This window comes from Dyadobacter flavalbus (assembly GCF_006149045.1).
GTDB classification, from domain to species: Bacteria; Bacteroidota; Bacteroidia; order Cytophagales; family Spirosomataceae; genus Dyadobacter; species Dyadobacter flavalbus.
In genome coordinates this window covers 100,629-117,087 of the sequence record NZ_VBSN01000013.1, presented here as the reverse complement: position 1 = coordinate 117,087, position 16,459 = coordinate 100,629, and the positions used below count along the sequence as shown (strand labels likewise).

Below are 16,459 nucleotides of genomic sequence, written 5' to 3'. Positions count from 1 at the left end.
TGTAAAGTCTGGAAACTTCGAATTACCAGGTTCTTTTCTTCATATATTCATCCAGTTCCGAACGTTTCATCGGAATTTCATTCGGGTTGTTGTCCAGCCATTTCAGGAACGCTTCTTTCAGCTGATCCGTCCATTGATTATCGATCTGGCCGGGTGTGAACTTTCCTTCTCTCAGCATCTGAAGCGCAAATTTGTCCCTTAGCGTAAGGAATTCAGCAGTAATAACCACCTTTTCGGCCATGTGCGCAGGAATGAATATGACACCTTCTTTTTTGGCAAGGACTACATCTCCGGGCAACACAATGGCACGTCCGATCCGGATCGGCGTATTGATTCCGGTCAGAAAAACGTCTTTAAGGAATGAAGGATCAAAATCCCTTACAAAAGCGTTGAAACCTTCTATTTTGGAAAGCCCTTCAAGATCCCGTACAGAAGCATCAAACACCACTCCATTGCCTGATTTTGCATAAATGGATGTTCCGAGATTGTCGCCGATCAATGTGCCGCTGGCGATTTTGCCAAAACCATCGGCAACGTAAACGTCACCTTTAGATAGCATATCAATAGGCCAGGAATTGGTATTGCCAAGTCTTCCGTTTTTGTTCCCACGGTCTTTTACCAGTTTTTCGACATCAGGCCGGGAAGGCATGAACTGGGCAGTCAGTGCGCGGCCGGCAATCACGATATCATCTTTCAGGATTTTCCAGTTTCCGTCGAACTGACAATTGTAACCCTCATTTTGCAAAACAACCCAGGCTTCTTCAATGGAAATGTTTTTGGCACGCTGGATCAATGCATCCGACACTTTCGGACGCCCGTCAGGGAATCTTTCACCTTTCCATTCGGAGGTCAGGAAAATCAGTTCTTCTTTGGGTATGGTCTGTGCTTTTACAACTTCGGGACAACTCAGGCTTAACGCCAGGACTGTAATAAAACCAATGAAAGGTACTCTCATAAAAAAATAGAATTAAGCGGCTAAGGACTGTTGCCGGAATATATTTGGTTGAACAGGGAAACTGGTAACGAATATCTGTATTAAAGCAGAAGGAATGCCGAATATCATGGCTTAAATTCAAATTTTCAAACCGGAAGTTATATCCTGCTGAAATCCGGCTCAAAAAAAGACGTCTGAAACTTTAAAAAAAGAATTTTCAGACGTCCGGTTTTATTCAGATTATTTGCTGGAAATCACCAGCGGATCCGTGATGCCGTTCAGGTCGTATACCACTTTTCCTGCGCGGATTGTCAGCTCGGCTTCCAGTTTTTGTTTTCCCTGGATTTTTGTTCCGGTGTAATCAAAAAAGCCGAACGTGCCGGTATCATTCAACTGGAATTTGCCGTCGAGTACGCGCAGAACGGTAACGTCTGCACGTGAGCCAACGGAAAGGTTTCCAAGCTGTTCGCGGTGAATGGCCTGAGCCGGGGCCCACGTGCTTGCCTTGATCACACTTGGAAGATCCATGCCCATGGCGAGGAATTTGGACATGACATTCAGCATATCTTTCATCGCATTGTTCATGCTGCCGGTGTGAATATCCGTACTGATCGTGTTCGGATAAAAACCGCTTTTTACGGCCGGGATAGCCTGTGAAAAAGCAAAACTGATCCCGCCGTAACCCACGTCGAACAAAATTCCTTTTTTACGTGCCTCATAAACGAACGGCTTCACTTTTCCGGTTGCAACGTCCACAATCGGTTCTCTGCTGCTCAGTTGTCCGAAGCAATGCGTGAAAATATCGCCGGGACGCAGGTGTTTCATGAACAGTTCTTCAATCGGAAGTACGGGCTTGCTTCCGCCAAAATCGATCATAACGGGAACATTGGCCAGCTTGCCGGCTTCCACAGCGCGGTCAGTCGGCGTCCAGTTGTAGCCGTTATAATGCGCCAGTTTGATGCCGACTATATCTTCCGGGTTTTCTTTGGCAACCCGGGCCGTTTCAGCGGCATCCATATCTTCCACGTTCTGCTCGTAAGTACTGCCGCGCATGCCTTCTCCGACGATATTCAGAAATGCCAGTACGCGGGTTCTGGATGCATCAATCGTTTGTTTTTTGAAAGCAGGAAAAGATCTCCATCCCGAGCAGCCGGCATCCACAACGGTCGTAACGCCTGTACGGAACGTGAAACCATCCGGCTGAAGAGCGTTGGGGCCATTGCTGTATGTCTGATCCATGTTGGTGCCGTAGAAGTTGTGCGAATGCATATCGATCAGTCCCGGCGTTACATACAAGCCTTTTGCATTCACCACCTGCTTGCCTTCTTTGGGATCGATGTTTTTGGCAACAAGCATCACGGTGTCGCCTTTCAGCGCCACATCCATGACGGCATTCATGTTGTTTTTCGGGTCAATGACAGTTCCGCCTTTAATAACAATGCTGTACTTCTGCGCACTGGCGGCATGCAGAGAAAAGATGAAAGCCATACAGGCCAATAGAGATTTCTTGTTCATGATTAAGGTTCAGGAATAATTGGTAAAAGGGTATTTGTTCTGGAATTTCCCGGTTTCAAATGCTGCTTCGGCTGGCTGTGGAAGCATAAATCAGACTTCCCGATACTTCCGGAAAGTCTGATTTTACATGTTAAATCTGTATTTTATTTATCCCACCAAACCTTGCTCGAAAGTGTATTGGTGCCACCTTGTCTTGTTCTTGCTTCGTAGAAGTTTACTCCGTTATAAAGTTCTTCTGAATCCGGAATCACAAAACGTGTTGGAATCTGACCGCCTGTCAGGTTGCCGGGATAGTTGGTCGGAGTAAGTTTGGGATAACCTGTACGTCTCCAGTTGGACCAGATTTCGTATTCGTCTTCCAGAAACAGCGCAACCCATTTCTGCGTATGGATCTGCTCCATTTTATCAGCCAGTGTCCCGGTTTCTTTAAATGGATTTTGCTTCAGGTAAGCAGCGATTTTTGCATCGGAAATAATGCCGCCCGCTCCGAAAGCCGCCCATTGTTTCATGCCCGACGTTACTGCGGCATTGTATTCAGCCGCAGGCGTTGTGGCCGAATACCAGCCTCTCAGTCCTGCTTCTGCCAGCAAAAGGTGCACTTCCGCAGGTGTGAAAACCAGCAAAGGTGCACTGTATTTCAGGATCGTGTTTGGATTTGGCTCAGAATAGGTATCGAAATCCGCAGGCAGCGAGTTAAAGGCCGCATTTGGCATTCCTTTTTGCAAAGCCGTTGCCGTATCTGCAACATAAGGAGCAGTAGCAGAAGCTTTCGTCCATACAACCGAGATGACATTCAGACGCGGGTCTTTGGTCGTTTTCAGATGGTCGATCAGTGTTTTGGCTAGTTTTCCGCCTTCCACATTGTCGCCGCCGGGCGTTACATAATCCGTCGACATCAAACCTGCCGAGATGAAGTTACGGCTGGCTGTGATGGAACCATCCACGTAGGCAATCGTTGCAATGTCTTCGTCCGCTGTGATCACGCCGCCGGCAATGGCTTTCTTTACCCATGTCTCGGCCATAGCTGCATCCACTTCTGTCAGACGCATGCCCAGACGAAGCATCAGCGAGTAGCCGAATTTTTTCCACTTGTCAATGTTACCGCCGTAAATCAGGTCCGCGTTACCAAATGTCTGCTGGGATGCGTCAAATGCATTGATCGATTCTTCCAGCTCTTTCAACAAATCTGCATAGATTGCTTGCTGCGTATCATATTTTGGTGTGAAGTTCTGGCTCGAAAGTGCTTCTCCAGCTTCGAAATAAGGAATGTCGCCGTACAGGTCGGTCAGGCGGTGAAACAGGTAAGCTTTCCAGATGCGGGCAACGGATAGCCTGTTAACGTCTGCCGGATTTTCTGAAACCGCGTCAATCACTTGCGCAATGTCAATTACCGCGCCCTGGCTTACCGGATCACCTCCATACAAGTTCCAGCTTCCCTGGCTGTAACCAAAATTGAAATATTTGTCACCTGCCGCAGGAACTTCCTTATAAGTTGCGAAATGCTGCATCGAACCACCGATCGTAAGGTAAGCGGCGCCTGTGAAGTTGTTGCTAACGGTTACCAGCTGCGCCCGTGTGAAAAGAAAGCCCGGAACAACTTCCGTGGAAGCATTTGGGTTTATATTCATTTCTTCAAAACCATTGTCGCAGGAAGCAATGAACAGGGCCGGAGCCAGGTATAATACTTTAATTAAATTTTTCATATTCACTAAAATCTTTTAATGATTAAAACTTCACTGTCAGGTTCACGCCCAGACTTCTTGTTCTTGGCACACCAAATGCTTCAAGACCTTGCGCATTGCCATTGGTATAGCTTGACTCAGGATCGAAGTAGTTATTGCGCTTGTCTTTGTAAATCAGCAGCAGGTTGCGGCCAACCAATGACACCGAAGCAGCCTGCAGTTTCAGGAATGAAAGCTTGCTGACATTCAGGTTGTAGCTCAGGATAACCTGGCGCAGCTTCACAAAGTCATTGTTGAATGTGAAAATGCCTGTGTAATTTTTATCATTGTCATAATAAGTATCTACGTCTTTTTTCTCCCACGTTTTGGTAAACGGAGCGCCTTCCGGCGTTACACCTGTAACCGTAATACCCGTTTCACGACCCGGAAGTGTTTCTTTTGGCAAACCGAAACGATAAGCATACTGATACATGTTCGAGTACACCACGCTTCCGAATTTACCGTCGACAAGAATGTTCAGCGAGAAGTTTTTGTATTTGAAATTGTTGGTGATACCCATGGTCAGCGGAGGAATACCGTTGCCCAGTTTTTCAAGATTACCTCTTACTGCATAGCCGCTTGCAGTGTTGAAAACCACATTTCCGTTGTCGTCGGTTTTCTTGTTGTAACCCCAAACTTCACCATAAGTACCACCCACCTTATTGTTGATCAAGCCACCGCCTACGCCGGTTCCGATGCTAAGGCTTGGCAGGTTATCGGCCAGCTTCACGATCTTGCTTTGATTATAAGCCATGTTGTAGCTGATATCCCACATGAAATTGGTTTTACGAAGCGGTGTTGCAGTCAGCAAAAGCTCGATCCCTTTGTTGCTCAGCTCGCCTACGTTCAGCAATGCGGATGTGTATCCCGAAGAAGCTGCGATGGAGCTTTGAACAATGTCATTGGTAGTTTTACGGTTGTAAAAAGTAAGGTCAAGACCGAAACGGTTGTTGAGGAAACGGGCTTCCAGACCAGCCTCGTAAGTCGTTGAAGTAAGCGGACGCAAATCAGGGTTAGGCACCAACGCCGAAGCCAGCTGCTGCACCGGACGACCATTGTGGCCGCCTTGCGCCATCTGATAGCTTTGGTAAATTCTGTAAGGATCCACGTTTACTGCACCCACTTGTGCCCATGAGGCACGAACTTTCGCAAAGCTGATGGCCGTTGGCATATCGATGGCCTCCGAAAGAATTACCGTTCCGCCCACAGCCGGGTAGAAAATGCTGTTATTTGATTTGTTCAACACCGAAAACCAGTCCTGACGTCCAGACATGGTCAGGTAAGCCAATCCTTTATAACCCAGGTCGATTGAGCCGAAAACAGAGTTGATTCCGCTTTTCCGATATACCGGCGTCGTTGTGGATGTCGCAAGATTGGTAAAGCTGTAAAATCCTGGAATGGTGAATTCGGTACCTCGGTAAGCCATTTCATCATAAATGCTGCGCTGCGTGTTACCGCCCAGCAATGCGGAGAAGCTGAAATTTTCAAAATCCTTGTTGTAATTCAAAGTCAGCATTCCGTTGGTTTCCGAAGAAGTCGTATTGTTGGATTCATAGCGTCCCAGCGGCTCGTAAGCATTGTTGGTAGGCACCACAAATTCGTATTTGAAGTTGTAGTAATCCTGGCTCACGCTTCCTTTGATAAACAGATTTTCAAGCAGGTCGTAACGTATGCTTGCCTGGCCTAAAAAACGGTTCTTACGGTCGTCGTTTTTGAATTTGTTAATGACAAAATAAGGGTTTGGCGCAGCAGGAACCGGGTTCCATTCTACTTCTCTGCCTGTGGCGGCATCATAGCCCGGAGCCAGGTTGCGGATATCCACCGTATTGGCGATCAAATGCGTTGCCCAGTGCGGGTTGTAGTCTGCATAACCTACTTTCGGACGGTTGTGGCCGTCTTCAATGTTGTACTGAACAACGGTTTCGATGCTTAACTTTTTGCCAAGAAATGCATTCACATTCAGGTTGGCAATTCTTCTTGTGAAATCGGAATTGGGAACAATGCTGTTGGATTTTGTATTGTTTAAACCAAAACGGAAATTAATTGTTTCATTTCCACCGGTAAATGCAATGGAGTTGATGTAGTTTGTTCCCGTTCTGTAAAAGTTTTTGAGGTTGTCTTTTTGCGGAGAATAGGGGCGAAGCTGGCCATCGAACTGGATCACCGGCGAGCCGTCCATTTTGGCACCGTATGACAAGCGTCCCGAGCTTTTTGCCTGTGTTTGGGTAGTTGGCTTTACACCATCCACGCCTTGACCGTATTCATATTGCCAGTCCGGAATAATCGCAAGGTTTTCCGTTGTGAAGTTGCTGTTGAATTCCACACCGATGCCTTTTTGCGCACGTCCTTTTTTTGTTGTGATCAAAATAACGCCATTTCCCGCACGTGCACCGTACAAAGCCGCTGCTGGTCCGCCTTTCAATACACTGATCGATTCAATGTCGTCGGGGTTGATACCGCCTATACCGTCACCGCGGTCGGTGTTGTTACCATTTCCGTCCGATGCGTTGCCGCCTCCCGGAACGCTGTTGTCCATCGGCATCCCGTTGATGACATACAATGGCTGGTTATTTCCGCTCAGAGAACCGTTACCGCGGATGATGATACGGCTGGAACCGCCGGGGCCGGTCGACATACCCGTTGCATTCACACCGGCAATTTTACCCGTCAAAGCATTGGCCACGTTGTTTTCACGTGCTTGTGTGAACTCGCTGCCTTTTACTTCAGTAACAGCATAAGCAAGTGCCTTTTTCTCCTTTGAAATACCCAATGCAGTTACAACAACTTCATTAAGTGCTTTCGCTTCCGGTGCAAGCTGTACCGAAACCATCGTTTGGTTTCCGACAGGAGCTTCCTGGGAGGTGTAGCCTACAAAGCTGAAAATTAATACAGCAGTTGCTACTTCCTGATCCGGTATATCTATAAAATATTTACCCTCGGCATCGGTGGAGGTACCGCGCTGCGTGCCTTTTACAAGTACGCTCACGCCCGGCAGGCCGGAACCCGTTTCATCCGTAACCACACCCGAAACATTGCGTTTGGGAGCATCCTTTGCAGCCGGGCTGGCTTCGGAAGCAGCCGATTCCCTTTTCAGAATAATGCGGTCCTGCACTACTTCATACGTCACTTTGTGCGGAGCCAGTATTTTTCCCAAAACCTGCGAGAGCGTTTCATCCTGAAATTTGAAAGAATACTTCTGGCTGTTGAAAATCACCGGATTGTACATAAACTTGACCTTTGTCACATGCTCGATCTTTTCCAGAGCCTGTTCCATTTCGGCGTTGGCCAATCGTAACGTTACTTTTTGATCCAGGACTTTCTGTCCGCGCACGTCATAGGCATGCACCAGCGTGCCAAAGGCAATGGAAAGCAAGGCTTGATACAGTGAAATGCGCATGATCCGCTGTAAAGCATTTTGAAATTGTACTTGTTTTGACATAATTTTGGTTTTTGTCGGGTTTGAAATTCGGCATTAAATTCCCGTGATAGCCGTCATACGGATATCATAAGCGTAAATAAACTGGGGATTGGGTGAGTCGGTGATGTTGCAGCATCATCGGCTCTTTTACAGGCAATTGAAAGAATAAACTGTTGTCATAGGCATTAACGGGTTTGTCATTATTTATTGAGGATTATTGTCAGCAACCTTTACTGTTGATAATAATGCTTGCATCAAGCTGCTCATATTCAGCACCGAGCGTTTTGCATATCAGGTTAATCTTTTCAAAAAGCGGTTCGTCGGACAAGGATGCGGTCAAGTAACAGTTGCGCATTACTTCTGCATCAAACACGATTTTTACACCATAAGACTTTTCCAGTGCCGCGAACACTTCCGTAATCGGTGTGCCCTTGAATTCAAACGATTGCCGCTGAATGGGCATTTCGAGCAGTTTCGGGTTGGGGATCAGGCTTCTTGTGAGCCGGAGTTCTTTCGCGGCAAACACAATCTGCTGATTGGGCGTAAGCACCATTCCGCCAAGCCGGTCATTCGACTGCTGTTTTGACAATGCTTCTTTTGTCATCGGGAAAACCGAAACCTTTCCGGTTTTTACAACCACTTTAACTTCGCTGTCGTCAAATGCACTTACTTTGAAACTGGTTCCCAGCACTTTGGTAGCCAGTGTATGTGCATATACATAAAACGGCTTATCCGGGTTTTTGGCCACTTCAAAAAAAGCTTCACCGATCAGGAATACTTCCCTTTTGCCGTGTTCAAATTTTTTCGGATATGTAATGCGGCTTTTGGGCTGTAACAAAACCGAACTTCCGTCTTCCAGTAAGACCAGCCGTGCTTTTTCAGAATTGTTTTCCTGCTGTACGAGTGGCTCCGAAATTTGTCCCAGAATGACTTTATACTGATCCGACTGCTGCTGTGAAGCCGTTTGTTTGTTAAACCACCATCCAGCAAAAATCAGAACCAGAACGGAGGCGGCCATATGATACCAGTGCGGTCTGAAACGGATCTGCAAAAATGATCTTTTAGCCGTATTCTCACCGATGGCGTGCGAAAGCCTGTAAATTTCATTGGCAATTTCGTCCTCCGAAATGTTGTTGAATGCTGCTTCGGTCTGCGCAAGAATGTTATTAGCACTTGCAACAAGTTCGTGCCTGTCAGGATTGTTTTCCAGCCATTCCGTCCAGAACACAGCTTCCTCCGGGTCACTGAACAAAATCCACCGTCTGAATGAGGAATCGGCGGCCAGTTCTTCCGGAAGAAAATTTCGGTAATCTTGCATATAAGGCAAATAATAGTACGGCTAATTATACTAAGGATGCAGCTTTCTTGGGTCAATACTCTTTTTCTGAAAATTATTTTTCAAAAAGAACATGGAACTCCTTTTTATGCCATTTTCAAGAGCTGTTTCCTGCTTTTGGAAATCCCATTCTCCATTACAGGAATTTAGGAATGCAGATGTTTTACTGCTTATCAGAAGCAAACAATGTACGTTCAAGCAACCTTTTGACTAACCTTCCAATAAGCCGGTTTTTACCTTTTGCTCACTGAACTGTAGCCGCTTGCTCATCATCTTCGCTTCATCGTACCGGTTTGGTTTACTTCGAGGCAAGTAAACAAATGGTTTCATTAACAATTAAACATCGATTCATTATGAAAAATGTAGAAAATAGGCATGTTATCAGCGGTTTGTGTAAAACCATTTCATGCAGCCTGATCTTGCTAGTCGTTCTGTTTCAGTTCACCGCCTGCAAGCACGATGAAGATCGAGAAAGTATATCAGGAATTTACGGTGCTATCGTCGATAAAGATGAAAAAGGTGTCGAAAACGTAGAGGTTCAGATTTATGGTAAAGCCGGCAATGAACCACGCGTGCTGTTGCAGAATGCATTTACCAACAAGCTGGGTAACTATGATATCACCGTGGATGTACCCGGAAAATTTGAAATAATTGAAGTATCTGTCCCTTTTACAAAGATAAAGGGATCAGAAGAAAAGGTTTTTGGCAAGCCAATTGATGATCCTTCATCTAATAATATAGGATTAGGTTATGCAAGGATTGGGGAGAAAACCCGCATTGATTTTAAGATGGTAAAAGAATGGTAAAAGTAAAAGGAAGTTAATAGTTCAAAATGTCGTAAAAGGCTGGTCAGTATGATCAGTCTTTTATATGATCAATAATGAGCTATTGCAGAAATTATAAGAATATAGATAACCGCTCCAACGACTTTTATCTGTGATTTCAGGCAGGCAATTCCTTTAAACAGCAGATTGGCAACCGACTGGCGGTTAACCTGCATGAGATCGGCGATTTGCTCGTTATCCATTCCTTCGTAATATTTCAGGAATATGGCTTCTTTCTGACGACGCGGAAGTTCTTCCAGTGCAGTTCTTACTTTCGCCTTGTTTTCATTGAAAAGCTCATTCCTTTCAATCTCGGTTTCTACCGTCTGATAATCGGAAATCTGATCAACTTCACCTACGTCCAGCTGCGCTACGGCAGGATGATGACGGCGGAATTCCTGAAAAAGCTGGTTTCGCAAGGCTTTCAGAAAATAAATGGTGACAAACTGGATGTGAATACTCTGCCTTTTTTCCCAGATATGGATCATCAGTTCCTGAATGGAATCTTTGATAAATTCCCGGTCTGAGGTAAAGCTGGTGGCGTAATTGAACAACGTGCGGTATTGCTTGTCGGCCAGCTGACAAAATGCAAGACTGTCGCCGGCCTGGGATTGGTGCCAGAGATTTAAAAGAAGTTCGTTCTCTTCAGCGATGCGTTGTCTCTTGTTCAAATCAAATTGGGTCAGGCAACAAAGTAACTTCAAAAATGCCTAATAAAGAAATTTAAGCTCAACTTTAATTTTAAAGGGGAAATAATATCTTGGTTAAATTCAATTAACCCAAATATAAATTGGAATATGTGAAAATATTTTGACCGGCCCGGTTAGGGCATTCTAAGGCCGTTGCTGCAGAAAGGAATTTACCGTTTGAAAATCCATAAAAAAATATCAGACTGAGAGAAAGCCGCATGCATCGGAAATATAAAACACACGATATTTTACGTTTTGAATTGCCTGTTTCTTTCAGTCTGACAACAATGCTGTTTTTACTGCGAAGTTCTGATATTAACCATCCAGTCTATTCCGAACTTATCCTGAAAAGCACCAAAAAAATCGCCCCACATCTGGCGGTCGAGCGGTACGACAATGGTGCCATTTTCACTTAATGCCTCATATTTGCTGCGCAGGGAAGGTTCATCAAACCCGCTGAGCGACAGATTGATTTTGCCTGCACCCAGCGGCATTCCTTCGGGTGCATCGCCAGCCATAAACTCGATTTCGCCGCCCATCAATGTTCCGTGCATCACATGATCACGCATGCCGGCAGGACAGCTTCCGTCCATGTCGCCGTAAGTCATCAGGTTCAGTTCACCGCCGAAAATGGTATGATAAAATTCTAGCGCTTCGCGGCAGTTCCCGTCAAACATAAGGTAAGGATTCAAATCCATTTTTTCCATGGTTTAAGATTTAAAAACAGGTGATTTCCAAATAATCTGAATAGGACAAAGGTAAATGCCGGCGGCTAAATCGTGCGGGTGAGATCGCGACAAGGAAAGGGGGGCTTTGTGACAATTATTATTTAACAAAAAAGCACCTCTTTGTATATTCAGGTGCTTTTTTGTTAGAAAATTACTTTTCGTTTCTTATTATTTCAACTTTTTCGAAAAAGAGTAGTAAATCTCTGAAAGTGAAAAAGGTTTTACTTATGCTTGGACTGTAACCTAATTCATTTTGAGCCAGCATGTATCCACTGAACATCGTCCAGAGTTCATTTGTCCAAGTTTCAGTGTTGGTCATGGAAAGTAGTTCTTTTACTTCCAATCCATAGGCAAGTAATCTTGAATCCTGAGATTCAGATAAATTTGTGTGTGTTTTCATTTTATGTTTAAAGGATTAAAAATAAACCCTGTCTTAGGTGTCCTTATGCACATAATGAGCATCCGGGGGACTTTCACCACACCCGCACCATAACAGGGCATTTCTTGCAAGATTTTTCATATAAATTATGTTTTAAAGGAGTGCGATATTCGGTAGTTCTGCCGAGGAATGCAAATGAGTGAAATGGAAATTTCAATACTTTACGTTACAATGAATTAACGGTTAAAATGTTCTTTCGAAAGGTATATATGATTGTTTTTAGGGGAAATTAATTTTTTGTTTTAAGGCGCCTGTTCGATTTTCCTTATACAATGAAATCATAATCTTCTGTAAAATGCATTGAATTTGCATTCACCAACTTTTAAGTTCTGCGAACAAATACAAACAAAAGAGCCAGCCGGTCTGTAAAGTCCGGCCGGCTCTTTTGCTAATTAGATATACTTTCGAATTTTCTAGATATAGGCAATGCAGTCGATTTCCACAAGTGAATCGCCCGGAACGCCGCCGTAAACGGCAACGGTTGTACGGCATGGTGGCTTGTTTCCGAAACGGCCTTTATAGGCTTCGTTCATGGCTTTGTAATCGTTCAGGTCGTGAAGGAAAACACTGCATTTCAATACTTTTTCCATGGAAGAACCTGCTTTGATCAATTCTTTTTCCAGTTCGTCCAGTACATGCTTGGTATGTGCTGTAATGTCCCCTTCAAAATGCGCACCTTTTCCGGCTATAAAAACCATGTTGTTGAACTTGGTATGACCGGAAAACAAGGGAACGTCCTGATACATGACCACATCGCCGACTTCCTTTTCAGGAGCAACATCCGCTTTCGCTTTTGAAGCAACGCCAAGTCCTGCCACACCTGCAACAGAAGCGAATAATTTTTTTAGAATGGATCTTCTTTCAGACTTCATAATGGATATTTTAATAAGGTTGTTTAATGCTATTTAATTATGATCTTTTTTTCTTGCTTCTTTTTGCCAGTTTGTCATTTGCCGGCAAAGTTACTTTCCAGATGCTGCCGCCGGCCTTGTTACCGCCCTGTTTTCCGCCATATTCAATAATGTACAAAATGTTTCCAACCAGAAGCGCGTCAGTAGGAGCGGTAAATCCTTCGATCAAGCGCGTTGTTTTTACCTTGTAATTGTCGGTTGCTTTGTCATAAACAAGATCCAGATCCAGCAAATCCCGGCCTTGCCTTCTCAGCGGACTCGGATTGGTTACGCCGTTTCTTGGCCCGCCGGTGTAGCGGATTACAAATCCGTCGCCGGCCAGATCTTTCCCGAGTGCATTTTCATTGTCAAAGAACAGCGCAAGCGGCGAGGAATGTGCATTGAAAGTTCCGACCGTTACGCCGGTTGTATCGCCGTCCATGACAACACCTGTTTTTCTGTCGCGGTACTCGTTTGCATCCGGGCCCAGATTCTGTACAGCAGGTGTAAACTGAACGTTAGCCGGTCTTTTAGGGAATTCCGGATCGTTGTGAAAGTACTTCATCAGCCATGCAAAAGCAAATTTGCTCAGAAAAGGATCTTTTTCAGGATCGGGCTGGAAGTCGGGATACTGCTGTGGATTTTCGATGCCGCCCATAATCCACGGAAAACCGTAATGATGTCCCTGTCTTACCCAAAACATATCTTCGGGATGATCGTAATCGCCTGAATTTGAAACGGCAAACAGATTTCCTTTCGGATCAAACGCCATATCATATGCGTTGCGGATTCCCTCTGCGTAAATGTATCCGTCGGCTTTGAGCTTGGCTTCATCTGCGGATAGCAAAAGATCTTTGGAATCAATCGGAAAACGGAAAATTTTGGCAGTCAAAGCATTGTCTCTTGCATTCGGGTATTCGCCGCCGTTATCCTGAACTTCGCCGTGATCCGTGCGTGCGCCGGTATTTACATAAATGTATTTCCCGTCCGGACTGATTTCCAGCGCATTCCAGCCATGGTCAAAAGTCGTTTTGTTAGCACCGTATTCAACCGTATTGAAAACCACAGTCATTTCGGGCTTTTCCACGCCGCTTTTCATTTCATAGCGGACCATGCGGCCTTTGTTTCCTTTATTGTTGTTGACGTTGATATTACCCGCCAGAAAAAGTGTATTTCCCTTGAAAGCAGCGCCCTGCAGTCGGATAATGCCATGATCTTCGGCAGAAAGCAGTTTTTTGCTTTCAGGCTGGCCGTTTACAACGACGATTTTAAGCACATCCCCGAAAAATGTGGTGTAATAAATTTCACCTGTAACCGGATGGCGTATAATCCGTACCGCCTCGGGTTCTACTTTCATGTAGTGTTCGATCGTAATATCGTCACGAAGCGACTTCGGCGTTGCCGTGCCCTGTTCCTTGGTTTGTGCGGAAGCATGAAATGCGATGCCGGCAACAAGCAAGGCAGCCAGGCCGGGTTTGAAAATGCATCGGAATGTGAACATGGTATAATTCAGGGTTCAGGATTTACTCGTTTTTACCTAAATGGCGTATGTATGCTACAAGCTGCCATCTTTGTTCGGCTGTAAATACATCTTTGAAAGGCGGCATGTTGCCTCTTCCGTTGGACAATTTCCAGAAAAGGGCACCGTCACTTTGCTTTTTGATCAGCGTGTCGTGAAAATTTGCTGGCTTCTGGCCGAGCGCACCGCCGGCAGCGCCGTCGCCGTAACCTTCATCTCCATGACATGATGCGCAATATAAAGTAAACAGTTCTTCACCCTGGGCCAGCGTCAGCGGTTCTTCGTGATACGGGCTTTTGAGCGTATCTGCCCATGCCGGCGCAACCCAGCGATCCTGGCTTTCCTGACTGAAGCTGTTTACTTTTTCCGGTGAAAACCCGGCAAGGACTATACCGGAAAATAAAAACAGGCTGGCGGCTATATATTTATTTTTTTGCATTAATGTTTTAAAAAATTGTTTTTTGCTACTTTTGCCATTCTCCCTCCATCCCCTTAAAGGAACACTCAATTTGCCGGAGAGTAATATCCAACTTAACGGGGAAGGAAGGAGAACAACTTTATTTCAGGTTGTCAATCGAGGCTCTTACTTTCGATACATCTTCGGTGCTTACTTCACCGGCATTGTTACCGAAGTTGGTCCTGATATGCGTTAAAACTTCTGCAATTTCGTCGTCTTTTAAAAAGCTGTGCTGCGGCATGACGTTGTTGTAAGATTGTCCTTTTACTTCAATCGGACCTTCAAGGCCGTTCAGCAGCACTTTAATCAGCCGTTCCTTGTCACCTGTTACCCATTCCGAGCCGGCCAGCGGAGGAAAGCGCTGTGAATCGCCGAGGCCATTCCGCTGATGGCAGGCAACGCAATACACACTGTATACTTTTCCGCCGGCTACGGGTTTGTCTTTATCCAAATTGTCGTTTACAATGTCCGGCGTGCGGATATGGGACATGGATTTTCTTTTTTCCATTTTGGCAAGGGAAGCTTTTGTGAATTTCTTCTTGCTGCCTTTATACGTTACTTTCCAGATTTTACCTTTTTCGGTTTCAGCAATGTAAATGGCGCCGTCCGGACCCATGGCGATGCCCATTGGCCTATAAACGGCATCGCTTGTATTGACAATCGGGTCAACGCCGGCAAAGCCATCCGCAAAAACCTCGTACTCACCCGAAGGCTGACCGTTTTTGAATGGAACAAAACCTATGAAATAACTCGACTGCGGATATGGAGCGCGGTTTGTCGATCCGTGAAATGCAATGAAAGATCCGTTTTTATAATGTTCGGGAAACTGGTTTCCCTGATAAAATAAAATGTCGTTGGGTGCCCAGTGACCCGGAAATCCGATCAGCGGCTTTTCGTACTGATCGCAACGGCCCACTTCTTTTCCGTCACCGCCGTATTCCGGGTTAAGCACTTTTTTGCCCTGCATCTGATCATAATAGCAATAAGGCCAGCCTGCATGCGTGCCTTCCTTTATCCTTAAAAACTCTTCCGACGGCAGCAACGCACTTTGCCAGCCCGAAAATAGCTGCGGCCAGAGACGAAGCAGATCATCACGGCCATGCTGAACGGCATACAGGTTGTTGTCTGCAAAATTCCAGTCAAGCGCAACAACGCTTCTCAGTCCGGTTGCAAACTTAAGACCGTCTTTCTGGTGCTGACCTGTTTTGTTTGCGTCAAAGCGCCATATTCCGCCATGATCTTCCAGAATCGGGCAGGGGTCCATCCCGACTGAGCCCGGCGTACGGTTTTCTTCCTGGCATGCATTGGAATTGGCACCGAAAGGCACATACATAAAACCTTTGTCATCGAATGTAAGCGGCTTTGCAATGTGCTCGTGCATGCCGTGCGGATGATCATCCGTCAGGATTACTTCTTCTTCACTTTCGGGAACCAGCTTTCCGGGTGTCAGTTTGTAACGGTAAACGACCAGTTCGGAGCTGAAATAAAGGTAGCCTTTGTAAATCCGCATGGCGGTTCCGTAAGCTCGTTCCTTTGCAGCGCCGCCAAACCTTTTGATGATATCGGCACGTCCGTCCTGATTGGTATCACGCAAGGCAATCACCGATTCGCCTTTGTCGGCAAAGCGTGCTTTTACATAGATGTCGCCGTTATCGTTGATGGCCAGATGTCTGGCTCTTCCGGGCAGGCTGTCCACAACAACGGTTGCTTCAAAACCTTCCGGCAAAAACAACCCGCCATTTTTTGTATTAACAGGCAGGTTTTCCTGATCAGAATGCTGCGTAAACCCCAATGCAAACAACAGCAGCAGCGAGGCGGACAGCTTTAAACGTTTGGTGAACATGAGTAAAGTTTAAGGGTTTAGGAAAGGGTTTTTGAGTGAGATGTTTTTGGTGAAATGTGAGATGTTTTTTGTGAAAAGTGAGATGTTTTTTGTGAAAAGTGAAATGTTTTTTGTGAAATGTGAGATGATATTTTTGCGTTTAGCTT

13 protein-coding genes are annotated in these 16,459 nt (G+C 45.5%); 1 reads left to right on the top strand and 12 read right to left on the bottom strand.

The features are described 5' to 3' along the window. Positions 1–22 precede the first annotated feature (22 nt). The 5 genes from FEM33_RS02060 to FEM33_RS02040 all read right to left on the bottom strand — a co-directional run bounded on the left by FEM33_RS02060 (position 23) and on the right by FEM33_RS02040 (position 8,906). On the bottom strand, positions 23–955 hold the full coding sequence (locus FEM33_RS02060) for an RraA family protein (RefSeq protein ID WP_139010453.1): 933 nt from the start codon (positions 953–955) through the stop codon (positions 23–25). Between the two features lie 219 nt (positions 956–1,174). Continuing rightward, positions 1,175–2,449: an amidohydrolase/deacetylase family metallohydrolase gene (locus tag FEM33_RS02055; protein WP_139010452.1), complete on the bottom strand. Its 1,275-nt coding sequence runs from the start codon at positions 2,447–2,449 to the stop codon at positions 1,175–1,177. Between the two features lie 143 nt (positions 2,450–2,592). Then, positions 2,593–4,152: a SusD/RagB family nutrient-binding outer membrane lipoprotein gene (locus tag FEM33_RS02050; protein ID WP_139010451.1), complete on the bottom strand. Its 1,560-nt coding sequence runs from the start codon at positions 4,150–4,152 to the stop codon at positions 2,593–2,595. 22 nt (positions 4,153–4,174) lie between these two features. Further along, positions 4,175–7,609 carry a SusC/RagA family TonB-linked outer membrane protein gene (locus tag FEM33_RS02045; protein ID WP_201747685.1) on the bottom strand — a complete coding sequence of 1,145 codons (3,435 nt, stop codon included), beginning with the start codon at positions 7,607–7,609 and terminating at the stop codon, positions 4,175–4,177. A gap of 199 nt (positions 7,610–7,808) precedes the next feature. Beyond that, positions 7,809–8,906, bottom strand: coding sequence for a FecR family protein (locus FEM33_RS02040; protein WP_139010450.1), 1,098 nt, complete (start codon positions 8,904–8,906; stop codon positions 7,809–7,811). A 371-nt stretch (positions 8,907–9,277) separates the two neighbouring features. Here FEM33_RS02040 and FEM33_RS02035 point away from each other — a divergent pair, with 371 nt between their 5' ends. Beyond that, complete coding sequence (locus FEM33_RS02035) at positions 9,278–9,730, top strand: hypothetical protein (RefSeq protein WP_139010449.1); 453 nt, start codon at positions 9,278–9,280, stop codon at positions 9,728–9,730. 68 nt (positions 9,731–9,798) lie between these two features. On the opposite strand, the gene FEM33_RS02030 is transcribed toward FEM33_RS02035, so the two are convergent. The 7 genes from FEM33_RS02030 to FEM33_RS02000 form a co-directional block, all read right to left on the bottom strand. Further along, positions 9,799–10,419, bottom strand: a complete 621-nt coding sequence (locus tag FEM33_RS02030) for an RNA polymerase sigma factor (protein WP_139010448.1) — start codon at positions 10,417–10,419, stop codon at positions 9,799–9,801. Between the two features lie 314 nt (positions 10,420–10,733). Next, the gene (locus FEM33_RS02025; RefSeq protein ID WP_201747684.1) at positions 10,734–11,135 is read right to left on the bottom strand and encodes a VOC family protein; all 402 of its coding nucleotides are present in this window, start codon (positions 11,133–11,135) and stop codon (positions 10,734–10,736) included. Between the two features lie 181 nt (positions 11,136–11,316). After that, entirely contained in the window at positions 11,317–11,565 is a 249-nt protein-coding gene (locus FEM33_RS02020) for a hypothetical protein (protein ID WP_139010446.1), read from the bottom strand. Positions 11,566–12,017: 452 nt separating this feature from the next. Beyond that, positions 12,018–12,476, bottom strand: a complete 459-nt coding sequence (locus FEM33_RS02015) for a RidA family protein (protein WP_138279665.1) — start codon at positions 12,474–12,476, stop codon at positions 12,018–12,020. Positions 12,477–12,513: 37 nt separating this feature from the next. Further along, on the bottom strand, positions 12,514–13,995 hold the full coding sequence (locus tag FEM33_RS02010; RefSeq protein WP_139010445.1) for a PQQ-dependent sugar dehydrogenase: 1,482 nt from the start codon (positions 13,993–13,995) through the stop codon (positions 12,514–12,516). A 22-nt stretch (positions 13,996–14,017) separates the two neighbouring features. Next, positions 14,018–14,452 (bottom strand): c-type cytochrome, encoded by a 435-nt coding sequence (locus tag FEM33_RS02005; protein WP_139010444.1) that lies wholly within the window; start codon positions 14,450–14,452, stop codon positions 14,018–14,020. A 118-nt stretch (positions 14,453–14,570) separates the two neighbouring features. After that, the gene (locus FEM33_RS02000; protein WP_139010443.1) at positions 14,571–16,313 is read right to left on the bottom strand and encodes a PQQ-dependent sugar dehydrogenase; all 1,743 of its coding nucleotides are present in this window, start codon (positions 16,311–16,313) and stop codon (positions 14,571–14,573) included. Positions 16,314–16,459 lie beyond the last annotated feature (146 nt).

What these genes read in the sequence shown, in the direction of transcription:
- FEM33_RS02060 (WP_139010453.1), bottom strand. Translation starts at nt 955, where the DNA reads ATGAGAGTACCTTTCATTGGTTTTATTACAGTCCTGGCGTTAAGCCTG.
- FEM33_RS02055 (WP_139010452.1), bottom strand. Translation starts at nt 2,449, where the DNA reads ATGAACAAGAAATCTCTATTGGCCTGTATGGCTTTCATCTTTTCTCTG.
- FEM33_RS02050 (WP_139010451.1), bottom strand. Translation starts at nt 4,152, where the DNA reads ATGAAAAATTTAATTAAAGTATTATACCTGGCTCCGGCCCTGTTCATT.
- FEM33_RS02045 (WP_201747685.1), bottom strand. Translation starts at nt 7,609, where the DNA reads ATGTCAAAACAAGTACAATTTCAAAATGCTTTACAGCGGATCATGCGC.
- FEM33_RS02040 (WP_139010450.1), bottom strand. Translation starts at nt 8,906, where the DNA reads ATGCAAGATTACCGAAATTTTCTTCCGGAAGAACTGGCCGCCGATTCC.
- FEM33_RS02035 (WP_139010449.1), top strand. Translation starts at nt 9,278, where the DNA reads ATGAAAAATGTAGAAAATAGGCATGTTATCAGCGGTTTGTGTAAAACC.
- FEM33_RS02025 (WP_201747684.1), bottom strand. Translation starts at nt 11,135, where the DNA reads ATGGATTTGAATCCTTACCTTATGTTTGACGGGAACTGCCGCGAAGCG.
- FEM33_RS02020 (WP_139010446.1), bottom strand. Translation starts at nt 11,565, where the DNA reads ATGAAAACACACACAAATTTATCTGAATCTCAGGATTCAAGATTACTT.
- FEM33_RS02015 (WP_138279665.1), bottom strand. Translation starts at nt 12,476, where the DNA reads ATGAAGTCTGAAAGAAGATCCATTCTAAAAAAATTATTCGCTTCTGTT.
- FEM33_RS02010 (WP_139010445.1), bottom strand. Translation starts at nt 13,995, where the DNA reads ATGTTCACATTCCGATGCATTTTCAAACCCGGCCTGGCTGCCTTGCTT.
- FEM33_RS02005 (WP_139010444.1), bottom strand. Translation starts at nt 14,452, where the DNA reads ATGCAAAAAAATAAATATATAGCCGCCAGCCTGTTTTTATTTTCCGGT.
- FEM33_RS02000 (WP_139010443.1), bottom strand. Translation starts at nt 16,313, where the DNA reads ATGTTCACCAAACGTTTAAAGCTGTCCGCCTCGCTGCTGCTGTTGTTT.